Source organism: Sphingomonas qilianensis, from assembly GCF_039614825.1.
In the GTDB taxonomy this organism is placed as follows: Bacteria; Pseudomonadota; Alphaproteobacteria; order Sphingomonadales; family Sphingomonadaceae; genus Sphingomonas; species Sphingomonas qilianensis.
The window spans coordinates 260107-278435 of record NZ_JBDIMF010000001.1 but is presented as its reverse complement, the minus strand read 5'-3'; the positions used below and the strand labels follow the sequence as shown (position 1 = coordinate 278435).

Annotated in this window: 17 protein-coding genes; 9 read left to right on the top strand and 8 right to left on the bottom strand. The window is 64.1% G+C overall.

Features of this window, described 5'->3' with window-relative positions:
* Nucleotides 1-232: 232 nt before the first annotated feature.
* Together ABC969_RS01270 and ABC969_RS01265 are read right to left on the bottom strand one after the other, a co-directional pair.
* Nucleotides 233-1654, bottom strand: a complete 1422-nt coding sequence (locus ABC969_RS01270; protein WP_345863781.1) for a PAS domain-containing protein — start codon at nt 1652-1654, stop codon at nt 233-235.
* 150 nt (nt 1655-1804) lie between these two features.
* Nucleotides 1805-2437, bottom strand: a complete 633-nt coding sequence (locus ABC969_RS01265) for a response regulator (protein WP_345862421.1) — start codon at nt 2435-2437, stop codon at nt 1805-1807.
* A gap of 284 nt (nt 2438-2721) precedes the next feature.
* On the opposite strand from ABC969_RS01265, the gene ABC969_RS01260 reads away from it, so the two are divergent.
* The 4 genes from ABC969_RS01260 (at nt 2722) to ABC969_RS01245 (ending at nt 7243) form a co-directional block, all read left to right on the top strand.
* Nucleotides 2722-3360: a response regulator transcription factor gene (locus ABC969_RS01260; RefSeq protein WP_345862419.1), complete on the top strand. Its 639-nt coding sequence runs from the start codon at nt 2722-2724 to the stop codon at nt 3358-3360.
* A 95-nt stretch (nt 3361-3455) separates the two neighbouring features.
* Nucleotides 3456-5381 (top strand): NPCBM/NEW2 domain-containing protein, encoded by a 1926-nt coding sequence (locus ABC969_RS01255; RefSeq protein WP_345863780.1) that lies wholly within the window; start codon nt 3456-3458, stop codon nt 5379-5381.
* A 178-nt stretch (nt 5382-5559) separates the two neighbouring features.
* Complete coding sequence (locus tag ABC969_RS01250; RefSeq protein ID WP_345862418.1) at nt 5560-6645, top strand: metallophosphoesterase; 1086 nt, start codon at nt 5560-5562, stop codon at nt 6643-6645.
* Nucleotides 6646-6718: 73 nt separating this feature from the next.
* Nucleotides 6719-7243, top strand: coding sequence for a ferritin-like domain-containing protein (locus tag ABC969_RS01245; RefSeq protein ID WP_345862417.1), 525 nt, complete (start codon nt 6719-6721; stop codon nt 7241-7243).
* 53 nt (nt 7244-7296) lie between these two features.
* On the opposite strand, the gene ABC969_RS01240 is transcribed toward ABC969_RS01245, so the two are convergent.
* From ABC969_RS01240 to ABC969_RS01230, 3 genes are all read right to left on the bottom strand, one after another.
* The gene (locus ABC969_RS01240) at nt 7297-9459 is read right to left on the bottom strand and encodes a family 1 glycosylhydrolase (RefSeq protein WP_345862416.1); all 2163 of its coding nucleotides are present in this window, start codon (nt 9457-9459) and stop codon (nt 7297-7299) included.
* A gap of 174 nt (nt 9460-9633) precedes the next feature.
* Nucleotides 9634-10710: an NAD(P)-dependent alcohol dehydrogenase gene (locus ABC969_RS01235; RefSeq protein ID WP_345862415.1), complete on the bottom strand. Its 1077-nt coding sequence runs from the start codon at nt 10708-10710 to the stop codon at nt 9634-9636.
* Nucleotides 10711-10760: 50 nt separating this feature from the next.
* Nucleotides 10761-11231 carry a potassium channel family protein gene (locus ABC969_RS01230; RefSeq protein ID WP_345862414.1) on the bottom strand — a complete coding sequence of 157 codons (471 nt, stop codon included), beginning with the start codon at nt 11229-11231 and terminating at the stop codon, nt 10761-10763.
* Between the two features lie 144 nt (nt 11232-11375).
* On the opposite strand from ABC969_RS01230, the gene ABC969_RS01225 reads away from it, so the two are divergent.
* Both ABC969_RS01225 and ABC969_RS01220 read left to right on the top strand, forming a co-directional pair.
* The gene (locus ABC969_RS01225; RefSeq protein WP_345862413.1) at nt 11376-12572 is read left to right on the top strand and encodes a PQQ-dependent sugar dehydrogenase; all 1197 of its coding nucleotides are present in this window, start codon (nt 11376-11378) and stop codon (nt 12570-12572) included.
* Between the two features lie 105 nt (nt 12573-12677).
* Entirely contained in the window at nt 12678-13352 is a 675-nt protein-coding gene (locus tag ABC969_RS01220; RefSeq protein WP_345862412.1) for a carbonic anhydrase, read from the top strand.
* A 121-nt stretch (nt 13353-13473) separates the two neighbouring features.
* Here the strand turns inward: ABC969_RS01220 and ABC969_RS01215 are convergent, their stop codons facing one another.
* A complete protein-coding gene (locus ABC969_RS01215; RefSeq protein WP_345862411.1) occupies nt 13474-13758 on the bottom strand; it encodes a serine hydrolase domain-containing protein in 285 nt (94 codons plus the stop codon).
* A 628-nt stretch (nt 13759-14386) separates the two neighbouring features.
* On the opposite strand from ABC969_RS01215, the gene ABC969_RS01210 reads away from it, so the two are divergent.
* Both ABC969_RS01210 and wrbA read left to right on the top strand, forming a co-directional pair.
* A complete protein-coding gene (locus ABC969_RS01210) occupies nt 14387-15391 on the top strand; it encodes a hypothetical protein (RefSeq protein ID WP_345862410.1) in 1005 nt (334 codons plus the stop codon).
* A gap of 113 nt (nt 15392-15504) precedes the next feature.
* Nucleotides 15505-16107 carry an NAD(P)H:quinone oxidoreductase gene (wrbA, locus tag ABC969_RS01205; RefSeq protein ID WP_345862409.1) on the top strand — a complete coding sequence of 201 codons (603 nt, stop codon included), beginning with the start codon at nt 15505-15507 and terminating at the stop codon, nt 16105-16107.
* Between the two features lie 52 nt (nt 16108-16159).
* Here the strand turns inward: wrbA and ABC969_RS01200 are convergent, their stop codons facing one another.
* A complete protein-coding gene (locus ABC969_RS01200) occupies nt 16160-16942 on the bottom strand; it encodes a M15 family metallopeptidase (protein ID WP_345862408.1) in 783 nt (260 codons plus the stop codon).
* Nucleotides 16943-16989: 47 nt separating this feature from the next.
* Here ABC969_RS01200 and ABC969_RS01195 point away from each other — a divergent pair, with 47 nt between their 5' ends.
* Nucleotides 16990-17691 (top strand): RluA family pseudouridine synthase, encoded by a 702-nt coding sequence (locus ABC969_RS01195; RefSeq protein ID WP_345862407.1) that lies wholly within the window; start codon nt 16990-16992, stop codon nt 17689-17691.
* A gap of 40 nt (nt 17692-17731) precedes the next feature.
* Here ABC969_RS01195 and arfB read toward each other — a convergent pair whose 3' ends face one another.
* Nucleotides 17732-18154: an alternative ribosome rescue aminoacyl-tRNA hydrolase ArfB gene (gene arfB, locus ABC969_RS01190; RefSeq protein WP_345863779.1), complete on the bottom strand. Its 423-nt coding sequence runs from the start codon at nt 18152-18154 to the stop codon at nt 17732-17734.
* Nucleotides 18155-18329: the final 175 nt, after the last annotated feature.

Sequence of the window (18329 nt, the reverse complement as noted above, 5' to 3'; positions counted from 1 at the left end):
CGCTTGATTTCGTCGTGACGGAAAGATCCTGCGACCTCCGCGAGAAGCCCGCCATTGCTGCCTGCCCACCGATAAATATCCCGGGCATCGGCCACGAGACGATTGCAGCGTCGCCAAAGGGGCGCTGTTGTGCCCGTATCGACGGTCAACACCGTTGTGACAAGCCGTGGAAGATGCGGCAGCGCTGTTTACCAAACCGTAATAGTGCAGCGGCGCCCGGGCAGCGCTGCGGTCATGGCTTTTTCTCGGCGAGCGGCAAGGTGAAACAAAACGCCGCGCCACCGGTGGCGGCATTTTCCGCCCAGATCTGGCCGCCATTGGATTCGATGATCATCTGGCAAATCGCCAGCCCGAGGCCGACACCATGCAGCTTGGTGGTCATGAACGGAGCGAACAATCCCTCTGGCTGATTGACGCCAAAGCCCCGCCCGTTATCGGCGATCTCCACTTTGACAAAATCGCCGCTGGCCGTGGCGGCAACCGAGATCGCGGGCGTCGGCGTATCATCCAGAGCATCGACCGCGTTGCGCAGCAGATTGACGAATACCTGCCTGGTCTGGATGCGATCGGCGATGATATCGAATTCGGACAAAGCGGATGCGATCATGATGCGTACGCCGCCGCCCGCGCTATTCTGGCTGGTCAGGGCGCAGGCATCGTTGGCTGCCTCCCATAAGTTATGCACCGACAAACGTCCTTCGCCACGCAGCGTCAATTCGCGCATGCGATGAACGATCGCGCCGGCGTCCAGCGCATTGGTCGCGGCGGACTCCACCGCCAACAGAATGCGATCGCGGGACAGCGGATCGTCCTGCAGCAGCAGCCGGCGGGCGCCGCGGACATAATTGGTCAGCGACGTGAGCGGCTGATTAAGCTCGTGCGACAGCATCCCGGCCAGCGCCGCGGCCGTGCCGGAGCGTGAAATATCGAGCATTTCGGATTGCAATTGTTCGATCCGCTGCTGGGTCGCGCGTTCTTCCGTCAAGTCGGACAGGGCACCGGTGGCGCGGATCGCGCGTCCGTTGCGGTCGCGTTCGATAAAGGCCCGCGCCTGGACGTGCGCGTAGGCGCCATCGGCGCGCCGGGTGCGGTATTCGCAAATCCAGCGTTCGCCTTCCGGGCAGGAAAAGAACGAGTGGGTGAAGCGGGCGAGGTCATCGGGATGAATACGTTCCCGGCACCAGGCAAGCGCCCCCACGGCTTCCACATTGCCGTACCCCAGCGTCGAATCGAGATCGTTGCTGAACGTGAGCGTATCGGTCGCAATGTCGATCTCCCAGATGACATCGCGGGTCGCCCAGGCCGCTTTGCTGAAGCGCGCTGCATTGGCTTCGGCCGCGGCACGCGCTCTGATGAGTTCGTCTACATCACTGAGCAGGCCGCGCCAGAACACCTCGCCGCCATCACGGCTGCGGAATTTTTCGGCCCGGCAGCGAAACCAGCGATAGGCGCCGTCTGCCATCCGAACGCGGTGATCAAACAGATATTCCTCGCTGTCCCGCGTGGCGGCAGTCCAGGCGTCGCCCAACCCCTGACGATCCTCGGGATGGATATACTCCAGAAACCCGCGACCAAGCGCATCGGCAACAGGACCGCCGGTACGCTCCGTCCACGATTCGTCGATGCTGACCAGCGCACCCGAGGCATCGGCCACAAAAAGGATCTGGCGGCTGATTCTGATGGTGAAGCGATAGCGCTCGTCCAAGTCGATCAATGCGGCGCCAGATTGTTCAAAAGCGGGATCGCGTAGGATAATTGACTCCAGTCTGTATGAGGGCGGTGACGTCGATCAGGATGCCCGCGTTTACGGCCGTAACGGCTGCAGCCCTGCCAACTTGCCGATTTCCGCGCTGTGATAAACGTCTCTGGCGCCAATCTGCTGCTCGAGCGCCACGCGGATCCGGCGCACCTGCATTTCGGATATGCCGAGCAGCAGGGCGAGCGCCGACGACGCCATTCCCGCGATCGAACCCTGCAGCACGACGAGCTGGTCGGCCGAAAGGGTGGCGATTGCATCCCGCGCACGTGCCGCGGCGAGATCCGGGACGCCGCTGGCAAGCGTTTGAAAGCCAATTTCCAGCGCGTCGAACAAGCGTTCTTCGTCGAACGGCTTTTCCATGAGCACGAACGGGCAGATTTCCGCCGCCACGCGCATGGCAGGGGCATTGGCCGCGGCCGTCATCAGGGTGATCGGCATCGTCCGCCCCGCCGCCGACAGGGCGCGCATCACATCCAGCCCGTTGGCTTGCGGCATAACCAGATCAAGCAACAGGCAGCCATCAGCAAGCGCCGGCAGTTCGGCCAGGAACGGCACGCCGCCATCGAACTTGCGGCAGGCGATGTCGACCGTGCTGAGCAGGAAATCGATCGACTCACGCACGACGGGATCGTCATCGACGACATACACCGGGAACACTTCGCTGATGCCTAGCTGCATTACAATCCTTCGCGCGGGGAGAAACCATTGGGCCACTTTGCCCGGCAAACCCTTGATTAATCCACAACGGGATCATTATGATCTGAAACGGTTCGAAATAACGACGTGGGATCGCCGTCGATCACGTGATCCAATCTCATTATAGTTGATCCCATGGCCACATCGTTGCCATCCCGCTATCTCCATAAGGCAGATCGTTTTTTTTGCTCGTTCGGCGGTTCGAACCTTGAGCTACGCGGGCCTTGTTCTTAAGCTGAAGCGATGTTGCGTAAGAAAGCCTGGTGATGACAATCCCGTCGCCGACGATCGTATATATCGTGGACGATGATGCCGAGATCCGACGGTCATCGTGGTTCATGCTGTCAGCGGCCGGGCTGAGCCCACGCGTTTTTGCCGGGGGGGCCGATTTCCTAGAAGAGCTGCCGCATCTGACGCTGGGCGCGGTGCTGCTCGATCTGCACATGCCCGACGTCAGCGGGTTCGACGTGCTTCAGGCCATCACGGCTCGCAATGCCGCCTTCCCGGTAATCGTGGTGACGGGTTTTAGCGATGTGTCGGCCGCGGTGCGCGCGATGAAACTGGGCGCGATCGATTTCATTGAAAAACCCTATGTCGATGATGAACTGATCACGCTCATCGAAAGTGCGGTTGCGCGCTGCAAGGATGCCGATCAGGCACAGGAATGTCGCCGTGCGGCCGAGCGCAAGCTGGCCCTGCTCGCGCCACGCGAGCGCGAGGTGCTCGAACTCATGCTGGCGGGATTGCCCAACAAACTGATCGCGCATCGCCTGCAGGTCAGCAGCCGCACGGTGGAGATGCACCGCGCCAAGCTGATGAGCCGGCTGGACCTGCCGAATTTTTCGGCCGCAATACGCCTGGCGATTGCGGCCGGGATGGACTTGCGGGCGTCGCTGGAGGCGTGACCCCGACCGATCCACCGCCCGGAGCGGCGGGGGTGGCGTCGTTGATCCGCTTGCGGCAGTCTGTGATCAAGACGGACGAACGGGGCGGGATGACGATGAAAAAGATGCTGGCCGCAGCACTGGCAGTAGGACTGGCCCCAGCACTGGCCGCAGCACTGGGCGGGTTACTCACAGGATCGGCACTTGCCGCCACCCCGGACGATCCGCTGGCCGCGACCGGACGCTGGTCCGCCTATACGGCGGGGCGCGCGGCGACCCCGCCGATGGGGTGGAGCAGCTGGAACGCGTTCGCCACGGATATCGACGAGGCCAAGATTCTGGCATCGGCGCAGCGCATCGTCGATAGCGGGCTGGCCGCTAAAGGCTATCGCTACATCAATATCGACGATGGCTGGGCGCTGCAGCGGCGGGGTCGCGATGGCCAGCTGATCGTGCGCGCCGACAAATTTCCCTCCGCGCGCAACGGCGACACGCCAAATTTTCGGCCGTTTACCGATCGGCTTCACGCGCTGGGATTGAAGGCCGGCATCTATTCCGACCTCGGCCGCAACACATGCTCACAGGCTTATGCGCCGAGCGACGCAGATCTGCCCAAGGGCAGCGTGGCGGAACGCGAAGTCGGGCTGTATGGTCATATCGATCAGGATATCGCGCTGTATTTTGCCAGCTGGGGCTTCGATTTCATCAAGGTCGATGGCTGCGGACTGCGCGATTACGGGCCTGCCAGCGTACGCGTGCGATCGGGCAAGTTTCGCGCGCTCGGGCCGATGCTCGATTCGGGCGCAGTGACGCGCAGCGATAGCGGAGCGGTGCAGGGCCTGTTTCGAGAGATCAACCTAGCGCTGGCGCGGGCCAATCCGGATGGTGATTATCTGCTGTCGCTATGCGTCTGGGGCGCCGCCAATGTGCGCGCCTGGGGCAAGGATTACGGCAATATCTCGCGCACCAGCGACGATATCGCGCCGGCCTGGGGGCGGCTGCTGGTCAATTACGATAGCGCTGTGACGCGGTCGCTCTATGCGCATCCGGGCGCATGGAACGATCCCGACATGCTGCATATCGGGGCGGGCGATTTCGATGCGGATCACCTGATCGAAGCGCGCTCGCACTTTTCCTTGTGGGCGATGCTCAACGCCCCGCTGATGATCGGCACCGATTTGCGGGCTACGCCCGCCTCGCTGATGAACATTTTCGGCAATGCCGACATCATCGCGCTCAATCAGGATCCGGCCGGCAATCAGGCAGTGCTGGCCTATGATAGCAGTGACCTGCAGATTTTGGTCAAGCCGCTCGCTTCGGGGGACAAGGGCGTGGCGATCTTCAACCGCGGCTCGGGGCCTTACGACGTCGAGCTCAATGCCGGGCACCTGAAATTCAGCGACACCGCGCCGATCGCGTTGACCGATCTGTGGAGCAAGCAGCGCACCGATTTTACCGGACGGATCAAGCTGCGCGTGGCCCCGCGCGAGACGTTGGTTTTCCGGGCGCAGGGGACGCGCAGCCTGCTAGGCGGCTATTATCTGTCGGAACAACCCGGGAGCGTGAACCCCGCGGTGGATGGCGTGATCGACCCGACCGTCGACCCGACGATCTTCCGCACGGCGGCAGGCTGGACCGGCACCACCGGACCGGGCGATCGGCCGACCTATGCCGGTTGGGGCGGCGCGCGCGCCGACAGCGCGCCCTACGGCCAGGTGCTGCAGATCGCGGGCACCACCTTCGGGGCGGGCATCGGCATCCTGGCCAATTCCCGGTTGGAGGTGCGCAACACGGCACGACGGTTCACGACGATGGTCGGGGTAGACGACAGTGCGGTGGACAAGACACACGCGGTCACCTTCGCCGTTTACGGCGATGGCAGGTTGCTGGCGACCAGCGCGCCGCTGAAATGGGGCATGGCCGCGCAACCGCTATCGGTGCCCGTCGCCGGGGTGAAGCTGATCGAACTCGTCGCGCGGAGCCGCGGCGCGACCAACCAGCGGCTGCCGGTAACCTGGGGTGACGCGGCGCTGATGCGCTGAGCAACGGGCGAGGGGACGGCGATGATCGTGAGAGGCTTGGCGGTAGTGGCGGCATCGATCGCTCGGCCTAAGCTATTGCGGCTGATCTAGGAGACGTGCATCGCGCGACCGCCGGCTCACCGGGATCCGGCCAAGGAGATGCACGATCTTTCACCTGTTCTTTTTGCTGCCGTGCCTGTTGGTACTGGCGCGATGGCTATGGCCGCTGGCGATTGCGCTGGAATGGAAGATCGCGGTGGCCGTGCTGCTGCTGGTGGCGTCGCAATATCATTTGTGGAGCAGGCTTTCCTCCGGCTCGGTATTCGCGCCGGAATTTCCTCGCGCGATCGTGATCCTGTTCAACTGGGCATTCGGGGTGATCGTGCTGCTCGCCGTTGCCCAAGTGCTGGCGGATCTGGTTAGTCTGGGCATCGTGCTGGTGCGGCAACGGACGATCACCATACCGGATGGCGTGCGATATGCGCTTGCCGCTGCGGCGGCGCTGCTGGCGGCCATCGGCGTGAACAATGCCATCGGCGTGCCGGCGGTGAAGGATATCGACATCGCCGTTGCGGGGCTGCCGCCGCGCTTCGACGGCTATCGTGTGCTGCAATTGGCCGATCTACACATCAGCCGACTGTTCCCGGCCAGCTGGACACGCAATGTGGTCGATCGCGCCAATGCCTCGGGCGTCGATCTGATCGTGGTGACCGGGGACTTCATCGATGGGTCGGTGGCGATGCGGCGCGCCGATGTCGCGCCATTGGCCGATCTGCGCGCACCGGACGGCGTGTATGCCATTCCCGGCAATCACGAATATTTTTTCAGTTATCCCGATTGGATGCGTCATCTGCGCGGGATGGGGCTGCGCATGCTGCCTAATGCGCATGTCGTGCTCGCGCGGGACGAGGCGCGGCTCGTGGTGGCCGGGGTCACCGATCTTTCGGCGCGGGCGGCCGGGGAGGCCGGGCCGGATCTGGACACCGCGCTGGCCGGCGCACCAGCGGAGGTGCCAATCCTGCTGCTCGACCATCAACCGCGCGGCGCGCGGGCGGCGGCGGCCAAGGGCGTTGCCATCCAACTCTCCGGTCACACGCATGGCGGCATGATCCGCGGCCTCGACCGCTTTGTGGCGCGGGCCAATAACGGCTTCGTTTCGGGCCGCTACGCGGTCGGCGGCATGACGCTCTACGTCAGCAACGGCACCGCCTTGTGGCCCGGCTTTGCCCTGCGGCTCGGGCGACCGCCGGAAATGACCCGCATCACGCTCCGCACGGCACGCTGAACAGCGTGGTTTAGACAAGGACACATCGGCTTAACCACGCGTTTCCCCCTGACCCCTCATTGGAGCAGGCATCATGGCAACGCACAACGATACCACGCGCGATATATTCATCGTCGGCTTGCGCAACGCGCACGCGGTCGAGAAGCAGGCGCTGTCGATCATGACCCCGCAGGTCGCGCGGATCGAACATTATCCTGAAGTCGCCGAGCGGTTGCGGTTGCATATCGAAGAAACCAACGGGCAGATCGCGCGGCTCGATGAGCTGCTGGCCAGCTTCGAATCGAGCGGCTCGGTGCTCAAGGATACCGCGCTCAGCATGTCGGGTACGATGGCGGCGATGATGCACACCGTGGCCGACGATGAAATCCTGAAGAACAGCTTTGCCAATTACGCGTTCGAGCATTTCGAGATCGCGGCTTACAAGTCGCTGCTGGTGCTGGCCGATGATGGCGGCTTCAGCAACGCCACTGCAGCGCTCACCAAATCGCTCGGCGAAGAGCAGAGCATGGCGCAGTGGATCGATGAGGCACTGCCGATGATCACGCGTCGTTACGCCTCGCTCTATGCCGCAGAGGGCGCATCCGAAGCCAAGGTGTGATCGACCGGGCGGGGTGATGGCTGACGCCATCGCCCCGGCCTGCCCGCGCGCCCTTATGCTGCCTTGGCGCGGCCGGCACGGGCACGATTGTCGCGCGCGAAATGCTCGATTCCTGCGCTCAGCGTGCCAGCCGCAGCACCGCGCGCACTGGCCAACGCGGCCTGCGCGGGGCGCGCCGCAGGCCAGCCGAGCGTATCGCCGCGCACGCCATCGATCAGTCTTGTGTCATACCCGCAGGCTGCGGCAATGCGACGGGCAAAGTCGGCCCAGCTGACCGCCTCGTCGCCGGCCAGATGCCAGATGCCGTCTGCGCCATCAATCAGCAGATCCAGCGCGGCATCGACCAGCGCGGGCACAAAGGTTGGGGTCACGACCCAGTCCTCCGCCGCGATGAAGCACTGCCCGCGATCGAGCGTGTCGACCACGGCGACGGCGAAATTGTGCGTGTCGTGGGGCGAGAAGAACGCTGCCGTCCGCGCGACGAGCACCCCGGGCAGATCGGCGCACGCCGCCTCCATCGCCGCCTTGCTGCGCCCATAGGCATTGAGCGGGGCCACCGCATCGGTTTCGACATAGGCGCGCGACCCCTGGCCATCGAACACCAGATCACTGGAGAAAGCGAGGCAGCCGATGCTGCGCGCGGCGCAGGCTTGCGCGATCGCGATCGCGCCGGTGGCGTTGATGCGGTGGCACGCCGCTTCTGCGGCTTCAGCCTCATCGACACGCACCCAGCCGGTGGCATTGATCACCGCCCACGGCCGGTGCAGATCGAGCGCGGCGGCGATGCTGTGGCCATTTTCGAGATCGAGCGTGTCGCGCCCGGTGACGACATGGGCGATGCCGCGCGCGGCGCAGGCGCGGGCAAAGGCCTGCCCGAGCGTGCCGGTCGCGCCGCAGATCAGCAGCGGCGCGACATTACCGGGCTGCGACAGCGTCGCGTGGGCCGCCTGCGGGTAAAGCAGCCGGTCGGGGCGCTGCCACCAGCCTGGCGCCGTGGCCACCGGGTGGCGCGGGGCATCATGCGGCAGGCCGCGCCACAAGGCCGCAAGCGCCGTCGCGCGCGGCGTGCCTGTCGTCACGTCGTACACGCCGGCTTCGTAAACGCCGGGCGCCGTGAGCAACGTGTTCCAGCCATGGCTGCCGAACAGCGCCCAGGCGGTGACGGCAATGATATCCACGCCCTCGGCGCGCAGCATGACGGCCTGGTCCCAGATTTCCGCCGCCCAGCGCAATTGCTCCTCGCGCGTGCAGCCATTGTGTACCTCGGTGATCGCCAGCGGCACGCCATAACGCTGCCAGGCCTCGCGCAGCGCGCCGCCCAGCCCGGGCGGCGCCGGATCGAGCACGCGCAACGCCTCGATATCGGCATAAGCGGCACGGCCGTTGCCGCCGTGCGTGTGCGGCGGATAATGATGCAGCCGATGATCGAGGAAACGATCGCTGGTGAGATAATGGTTCACGCCGATCACGTCGGGCGGGCAGGGGTCATCGGCGATCGCGCGCAGCCGATCGCCCAGCCCGAACCCGTCGATCCGATCCCACATCGGATGTGCGCGCGTGACGCGGCCGAACAGCAGATCCCAGCCGATCCAACGACGCAGATTGTCGAACGCCGCCTGCTCGGCGAGCGGCGTGGTCGCCTGCGTGCGCCCGAGATCGTCGGTCTGGATCAGCCGCGCCGCGGGGTTGATCCGGCGGATCGCGCACATCGCCGCGCGCGTGCCATCGATCTGATTGAGCATGGCGCGCCAGAACGACCGCTCGTCGCGGTGATGGGGATACCAGTGCCCGTACAGCGCCGAAAAGCGCGCCGTGGTGAGCGGTTCGTTGATCGGGGTCCAATCGTCGATCCACGGATAACGCTCCGCCACCTGGCCGGCAAAGCGGCCAAGGCCCGGTGCAAACCCGTTGTCCAGCAGATTGGTATAGGCAGGGCCGCTGCCATGATGGACCAGCCCCGCGATCGGCCGGATGCCGCGATCGTGCAGACCGCGCAGACGTTGATCGCTCCATGACCAATCCGGCGTTGCCGGATCTCCGGGCGCGACGCGCTCCCACAAGATGGGGTAGCGCACCGCAGACAGTCCAAGCTCGGCGAAGAGATCGAGATCGCCATCGCGCTCGTGGTGGCCGCTTAACCTGATCTGATCAGCATAACCATCATGCGTGCGGTTCACGGTACATTCGGGACCGCCCCAGAGCTCCAACGCCGCCATGCTTATATCCCTGATGCCTGCCCAGCCAACGGCTGGCGCTCGCGCGGTGTTCCGCACGGCGTCATGATATGCATCAGCGTAGGGAGCGTCAGCCGCTGGCTTCAGCCACGACCGCCATCCGCGCCAGGCGCTTCGTGATCACGGTATACCGAATGCGCAGCGGCGCCATCGTGCTTATGGTCTGATTGCGATCTTGAGCACGTTATCGCGCTGATGGCCGAAGATATCGTATGCCGTTTCGATATCGTCGAGGCTGAAATGGTGCGTGACCAGGGCGCTGGTATCGACACGCCCGCTCGCCACCACGGCCATCAGCCGGCGCATCCGCTCCTTGCCGCCCGGGCACAAGGTGGTGACGATACGATGGTCGCCGAGCCCGGCGGCAAAGGCATCGAGCGGGAGGCGGATGTCCTCGGAATAGACGCCGAGCGAGGATAATGTGCCGCCGGGGCGCAGCGCGCGCAACGCCCATTCGAATGTCTGCTGCTTGCCCAATGCCTCGATCGCGACATCCACGCCGCGCCCACGCGTAATGCGCATGATGGCGCTAACCGGATCCTCGATGGCAAAATCGACGACGTGATCGGCGCCCATGCGGCGCGCGATGGCGCAGCGCTCCGGCAGATGCTCGATCACGATGATCTCTGCGGCGCCCATCATCCGTGCGCCCGCAGTGGCGCACAAGCCGATCGGGCCCTGCGCAAAGACCGCGACGGTGTCGCCGATACGGATCTTCGCAGCCTCTGCGCCGCCTAACCCGGTTGACAGGATGTCAGGGCACATCAGCACCTGTTCGTCGGTCAGCCCATCGGGGATCGGCGTTAGATTGGCCATCGCATCGGGCACGAGAAGATAATCGGCCTGTGCACCATCGATCGTGTTGCCGAAGCGCCAGCCGCCAAGCGCTTTCCAGCCATGCGGGGTGCCCGCGCCGCATTGCGCATGGCATCCGTCGAGCGACGCATTTGACCAGCCGGAAGGTGTGATCGCGCCGGTGATAACGCGCTGGCCTTCTTCATATCCGCTGACGGCGGACCCGAGCTTTTCGATCACGCCGACCGGCTCATGGCCGATCGTTAGACCTGGCGCGACCGGGTATTCCCCCTTCAGGATGTGAATATCGGTGCCGCAGATCGTGGTCATGGTGATGCGGATCAGCGCATCGAGCGGGCCGACCTCCGGCACGGGCTTTTCGCCCAGCACGAGCCGCCCGGGCCCGAGAAAAATCGTCGCGCGCATCTTGTCCGCCATGAGTCGCTCCTTTCGCACAGCAAGTTTGCGCGCCGACGCGGAAAGCGTCGTTACGGGATTTCCCGCATGGGCGCTGCCGGCTCGGCATCGATCTCGAGTTCGAGCAAGCGGATGCGCGTGACCACCGCGACGAAGAAGGCCGTCGACCAGCCGAGCAGGATGATGCCGTTTGCCCCTTCGATCGCGCCCAAGACGCGCCATCCCGGTGCCAAGACGACATCGCCATAGCCGATCGTGGCATAGGTCGAGGTCGAGAAATACAGCGCCTCCTCGAACGTTCGCAACGCCCCGGCCGTGAAATAGAGCACGGCGTACCCCCATATCTCGATCGCGTGGAGCACGAACAGGGCAAATGCGGCGATCAGGATACCGATGCTATCGTGCAGGTGGACATTGCCATCGGGCCGCCGTGAACGATGCCCCCGCAGCAGCCTGAGCAGCACGGTAAGCCCGGCCAGATGCAGGCCAATGGTAAGCGTGACCATGATCGTGGCGAACGCTAGCTGGAGGGGCAGGGTCATCGCGGGATCATGCGCGCAGGCCCAGCCGCCTGCCATGCGGCGATCTACGTAGTTCGAACGGCAGCGATTGGCGTGCGCGCGACCCTTGGGCATCTTCCAGCGGTGCCACGCGTTGATGGCAAGTGGTGGTTGAGGGAGCGTACAATGCGGCGTCTGTGTTTAGTGCCGATGGCCTTGGCGGCGGGTTTGGCCGGCTGTGGTGGTGGTAATGATGGCGGCGGGCAGGCGCCCCCGCCGACCACGGCGCCGACCCCAACACCCACGCCCACGCCCACGCCCATGCCGTTGCCGACCCCCACCCCGACGCGCGTGACGACCGCCGTCGACCAGCGCGTGGTCGCCACGTTCGACAATCCGTGGGCGATGGTGTTCCTGCCCGATGGCCGGATGCTCGTGACGGAGAAATCGGGACAATTGCAGCTGGTCACGCAGGCCGGGGCCAAGACCTCAGTAACCAATGTTCCGCGCGTGACCTTCCAGGGGCAGCTGGGATTGCAGGATGTCGCGCTCGATCCCGATTTTGCCGCCAACGGGCGGGTCTGGCTTAGTTATGCCGAGCCGGCCACCGGCGGCCAGCAACTTGCCGTGGCCCGCGCGACGCTTGACCTGACGGCGGCGCCGCGGCTCACCGATGTGGCTGTCATCTGGCGCGCGACCCCCGCCACGACTGGCGGGCAGCTCGGCGGTCGGCTGGCGTTTGCGCCGGACGGGCGGACCTTGTTCATCAGCACCGGCGAGCGTCAGCAAGGCAGCCCTGCGCAGGATAAGTCGGGCACGCTGGGCAAGATCGTGCGCATCACTCTGGATGGCAGCGCCGCGGCGGGGAATCCGTTTGCCGGGACGCCGAACGCCAGGCCCGAAATCTGGTCGCTGGGGCACCGCAATCCTTATGGCCTGGTCTTTGCCGCCGATGGGCGATTGTTCGAATCCGAAATGGGCCCGGCGGGCGGCGACGAATTCAATCTTATCGTCGCGGGCGGCAATTATGGGTGGCCGGGTGTGTCTGAGGGGGACAATTACGATGGGACGTTCATTCCGCGCCACGCGACTGCGCCTGGCGTCGTCGCGCCGCTGACCAGCTGGACGCCGGTGATCGCGCCGGGCGGGATGATCCAGTATCGCGGCACCGCCTTTGCCGGCTGGACGGGCGATTTCCTCCTCGCCGGGCTGGTCCAGCAGGGCCTGGTGCGCGTGCGCGTGACCGGCACCGAGGCGCGCGAAGTGGCCCGGATCGCGCTGGGCAACCGCATCCGCGAGATCGAGGAGGGCCCCAACGGATCGTTATGGGTGCTCCGCGACGGCACCAATGCCGCGCTGGTGGAGCTGACACCGCGTACATGATTTGACACAATAGCGACATGCGCCGTCGCGCAAGGATGCCTATCTCCGGCGCTCGATCACGATATGGCGACCACGCGGCGGCGCCGATTTCTCGAGGAGCGAAGAATGACCTATTTTGCTGATCTGGTGGAAGGATATCACCGCTTCCGCACGTCCGACCTGCGCCGTCAGCGCGACCGCTGGCACGAGCTGCGCGAGGGCCAGAGCCCCAAGGTGATGGTGATCGCCTGTTCCGACAGCCGCGTCGAGCCGGCGCAGATCTTCGATACCATGCCCGGCGAGATTTTCGTGGTGCGCAACGTGGCCGCGCTGGTGCCGCCGTTCGAGACGCGCGCCGGCTTCCACGGCGTTTCCGCCGCACTGGAATTTGCCGTCACCAAATTGCAGGTCGAGGAAATCGTTGTCATGGGGCACGGCGCGTGTGGCGGCTGCAACGCCGCATTGAGCGGTGCGTTTCGTGATGCCGAGCCGGGCAAGGGCGGCTTTATCGCCAGCTGGGTGAGCATTCTCGATGGCGCGCGCGACAAGGTTAAAGCGCGCTGCGGCGATGGGCCCGATGCCACGCGCGAAATGGAATATGAAGCCGTGCGGACATCGCTGGCCAATCTGCAAAGCTTCCCGTTCGTGCAGGCCGCGATCGCCAAGGGCGCGCTGACCTTGCACGGTTCGTATTTCGCGCTGGAAGACGGCCAGTTGCGCGTGATGGGCGAGGATGGCGAATTCCGCTTCCAGCAGCCGGAGCAGGTAGACACCAGCCCGTTGGCGGCATCGGCGGTATAACACGCCCGGACAGCGCCGCGTGGCGGCTGTCCAGAAGACGGGATTCGAGCGGATCGGGATGGGTCATCCCGGCCCGCTCGAGCGGCAGCGAGCCCGGCGTGCGATGCACCCGGCTCCGTCCTTACGGCAGCGTCGCCGCGACATCGGCGACGAAGCGGGCGATGTCAAACCGCGCCGCGCCCGGATCTTCGCCGCGGCGGACCACCACCAGCTGCCGCGCCGGGATGACCATGACATATTGGCCGCGATTGCCCTGCGCGGCGAAGCTGCCCGCGGGCAGACCTTGTTGCGGACCGAACAGCCACATCGTCGCGCCATAGCCCGGCCCGCTGGCGGGCTGCGGGCCGCTGGCCGTGGTCATCGTGCGCACCCAGCCCCGCGGCAGCAGGCGCTGGCCGGCCCACACGCCATCCTCTTAAGTCGACAGCCAAATATATCGACTTTCATGAAGAGTCGTCACGGGTACCGACTATTTTAGATCAATAGATACGCGACTCGCAATTTAAAATTGCACATAGCACGCCTGCCCAGTCCAGTAGGGACGCCTGAATTGATGTTAATGAGTCGGCGGGTTCTGCGAGATGAATATTTAGTATCTGTAAAACAAGATGTTTACGATGACATCAAGCGAATCTTGCCCTTTATACTAATGCATAGTAACATAGAATTTGTGTGATCGCCGAATTATATGTCTGGAGGTCGCACGTGACCGCAGGCTTCAATAATCCATATGCTCTATAATAAATGGAGGAAGGCATGGAAGGCATGGAAGGTAAGGCAAGCATCAAGCTTTTTGATAAGGTTGATCCATCAAGGGTCACCAAGGGTGCCCCAGCGGTAGTATTCTATCCTGTTCCGGATAGCCATATAGAGTTCACTAGTCCCGAGGAAATAAAGGCGTGGGAACATGAAGTTCGAGAGCGCCTTGGCGTAAAATTCAGTGGAAACCTCGGTATTGGTTCGGAATCGTGTTCCGCAGGATGTTCTGACGACTGCGACTGACGAAATGCGGGTACCGGTATGGAGATTGTCTAATGAAAGATGGCGTATTGATCGTATCTGAAAGTGATGATCTCCATGCCTTGCTGATCCAGGACGTTATCAAGAGCAAGGGCGGTAATTGCTACATTATTGGCAGTGATAGCGTCCATGGTAGTGAATTGGTCAATTATCTTTGTGTAAGTGGAGCAGCTCCGCAGGTACGATTGACAACGACATGCGGGACGGTCGTAGATCCCAAGGAGTTTGCGACTTTGTGGTGGCGAAGGTATAAGCCAGCGCAGACCGGCCTAGCTATATTAGGGCGTGACGAGCAATCGCTGATTAACAATGATTGCTGCGCCGGACTGCGCGGGGCGCTGGAAACCTCGTTCGAGGGACGGTGGGTATCCCACCCGTCGGCGACGGAAGCGGCTTCTAACAAACTTGTGCAGCTTGCAGCCGCCGTTAGGGCCGGCTTCAACATTCCTGCGACGCTTGTAACCCAATCTCCCGGCGCACTGGGCAGCTTTGCTGATGCGTTCGATAAAATTATCTACAAGCCGGTGGCAGGCACGCGGGGTCCACTTGTTTTCACTCGTTTCTTGGACCTAAAGTGTATCCCCGAGGAAATCATTCGGTCCGCCCCAACTATATATCAGGAGTTTGTCCCCGGAACCCGGCATATTCGGCTTAACGCTTTCGGTGCAGTGTCGCATGCGAGCATTATTGAGACAAAACAGCTCGATTGGCGGCCGAACCTAGACGTGCCAATCAAGCCCTGGGCTGTCGATGATACCTTGCAGGCACTTGTTGACGGAGTGCTTAGAGAGCTGTCACTGGCCATGGGAATATTCGACGTAAAAATCACACCGGATGATGAATATGTTTTCCTTGAGGTAAATCCGCAGGGTCAATTTCTATTTTTAGAAGCGGCTACTGGTGAGCGCTTGGCAGACCACATGGCCAATTTTCTTTTAGGCGACGATCACCGCAACCGGACCGTCGGAATTTCGCCAAGCTCCAGCCGATTTGCAGAGCAAACCCAGGGCGTGTGCTGAGGCCCCGCCCGTCTTCCGGTCCCAGTGCCATTAAGCGATCAACAACTTAAAGCGGGAGCGAAGGCTTTCCGCTACATTCGTCGCGAAGCCGGTGTTCAGCAAAGGAAAATCCCATGACCAAAGTCCTCGTCCTCTATTATTCCTCCTACGGCCATATCGAACAGATCGCGGATGCCGTCGCCGAAGGTGCGCGCGCCGCTGGTGCCGAGGTCGATATCCGTCGCGTGGCAGAGACGGCGCCCGCCGCCGTGGTCGCCGCTGCCGGGTTCAAGACCGATACCGCGCATCCCGAGATCGAAAGCGTCGAGGCGCTGGCCAGCTATGATGCGATCATCATCGGCGCGCCGACTCGCTTTGGCCGCATGCCCAGCCAGATGGCGTCGTTCCTCGATCAGGCCGGCGGCCTGTGGTTCCGCGGCGCGCTGAACGGCAAAGTGGGCGGCGCATTCACCTCGACCGCCAGCCAGCATGGCGGGCAGGAGACGACGCTGTTCTCGATCATCACCAACCTGCTGCATTTCGGCATGACCATCGTCGGGCTCGATTATGGCTTCCAGGGGCAGGTCGGTGTGGATGTGGTCAAGGGCGGTTCGCCGTATGGCGCGACGACGATTGCGGACGGCGATGGCAGCCGCATGCCGAGCGCCAGCGAGCTGGACGGCGCCCGCTATCAGGGCCGGCGCATCGCCGAAGTGGCGGCAAAGCAGATCGCGTGAGCGGTTGACGGTGTGACCGAGCGGCCGGTCGGGGAGTCCCGGCCGGCCGCTTTCACATGCCCGGAAGACGCGGAAAATAGAGCGGGAAGGCGGGCTGCGGCAGCGTCGACACGACGCGGGGCGGCTTCAGATACAGGCCCGGGATCGCCGGATAATTGGCCGCGGCCCGCGCGAAGACGGCGCGCGCCGCCGCCGCGCCGGGCGCGCGCGGCGACGTGCCGACCCAGCGCCAATGCCATGGCTCCCACGACACGCCCTGCGCATTGCCTGCCGGGAACGACAACTCGAAGCCGAACTCGCGCGCATGCGCCAGCAGCCAGCGCCCGGCGGGGTGCCAGATGATGCAGGCATCGACGTCGGGGCAATCGGGCGACGGGCGGATCGCGAAATCGAGCGTATAGCCGGTGGCATGTTCGCTGAACGCCGGCGGCGCCACGACGCGGGCGCGCTCGGCGGCGCTGGCGAAGCGCTTGTCGGCCCCGATCTGCCCGCAGAAAACCTGCCGTTGATACTCGATCGAGCGGAAGCAGGAGACGCCGCGCAGCGTCCCGGCCACGCCGGGCACCGCATCCGCCGCCTGCAGCAGTCGGATGAGATCGTCCGCCGCGGCGCGCTGCAAGCGGCACGGGCCACCGATGCTGAAGCCCGGCGGCGCGCTGAGCAGATCCGCCTCGGCGCCCTGGCCATATGGCAGATGGCCCAGCGCGCGGCCATCCGCCCCGGTCTCCGCGCTTTGCGTGGCGCACAAGGGCACGGGCAGCGCCAGCGCCAGTGCCGGCGCCATGCCCAGCAACCAGCCGCACGCGCCGATGATGATTTTAAGCAACAAGGTCACGGGGTGTTTCTCTGGCATGCAGCCGCAAGCGGTGGCAAGGGGGCGGCATGCTTGCAAATCATGTTCTCTTTCTCGACGGCGAAGCGCTGGTCATTGATAAACCCGCCGGGCTGCCGGTCGATCGCCCGCGCGACGGCTCGATCAGCCTTGAAAACCATCTCGCCGGCCTGACCTTCGGGTTTCGCCGCTGGCCGCATGCCGTGCACCGGCTCGATCGCGATACGTCGGGCTGCCTGCTACTCTCGCGCAATCCCAAGGCGCATGCGCGGCTGCAGCAGGCGTTCGAGCAGGGGCTGGTGACCAAACGCTATCTCGCGGTGCTCGATGGCGTGGTCGAGGGCGAGGGCGTGATCGATCTCGCTTTGTCCAAGATCAGCAGCGCGGAAGCGGGCTGGCGCATGAAGGGCGATCCTGCCGGCAAGGCGGCGCGCACCGGCTGGCGCGTGATCGAGGTGAAGGACGGGCGCTCGTTCGTCGAATTCACCCCCGAGACGGGGCGCACGCACCAGATCCGCGTGCACGCGGCCGAGGCATTGGGCGCGCCCGTCGTAGGCGATCCGATTTACGGTTCTGGCGGCAAGCACAGCCTGCTGCATGCCGCGGCGCTGACCGTGCCGCGCGCGGGCAAGCCGCCGATCATCGCGGTCGCGCCGCTGCCCGCGCGCTTCGCCGAGGCCGGGTTTACGCTGCCCGAGGGCGCCGAGGCGGCCACCGTGGTAACCGAATTCGAGAAGCCGGAAGAGGCATGACCTTTCCCGTCATCCCGGACTAAATCCGGGATGACGGGGGTCAGTCCCGCACTTTCCCGCGCAGATTCTTCACGGTCGCGCGTTTTACCTTGCCGTCCACGCGCCGCGTCTGCGACGCGCGGGTCGGCTTGGTCGGCCGTCGCTTTTTCGGCACGATCGTCGCTTCCTGGATCATCGCGATCAGCCGCTCGCGCACCTCCTGGCGGTTGAGCAATTGCGAGCGCGTGCTTTCGCTGCGCAGCACCAGCACGCCATCGCGCGTCAGCCGCGATCCGGCGATGATCGCCAGCCGGTTTTTCACCGCCAGCGGCAGATTCGGCGAATTGCCCACATCGAAGCGCAGGATCACCGCGCTGTCGGTTGTGTTGACATGCTGGCCGCCCGCGCCGCCCGAGCGCGTGGCGCTTTCCTGCAGCTCGTCGCTGTCGATCGAGATCGAGCGGGTGACGGGAATGGCGACCATCCGCGATGCGATCGCGCAGAATGGCGCCGGGGGCAACCACATCGTTGGTCGTCAACCGGAACTTGTTTCAGGATGCAGCCGCGTCCATGTGACCCAGCGGCACCGTTCATGAGACGGCGGGCCGCATGTGGACCCCGAAAGGCATTCGGGATGCCGACTTATTAGTGGAAACGAC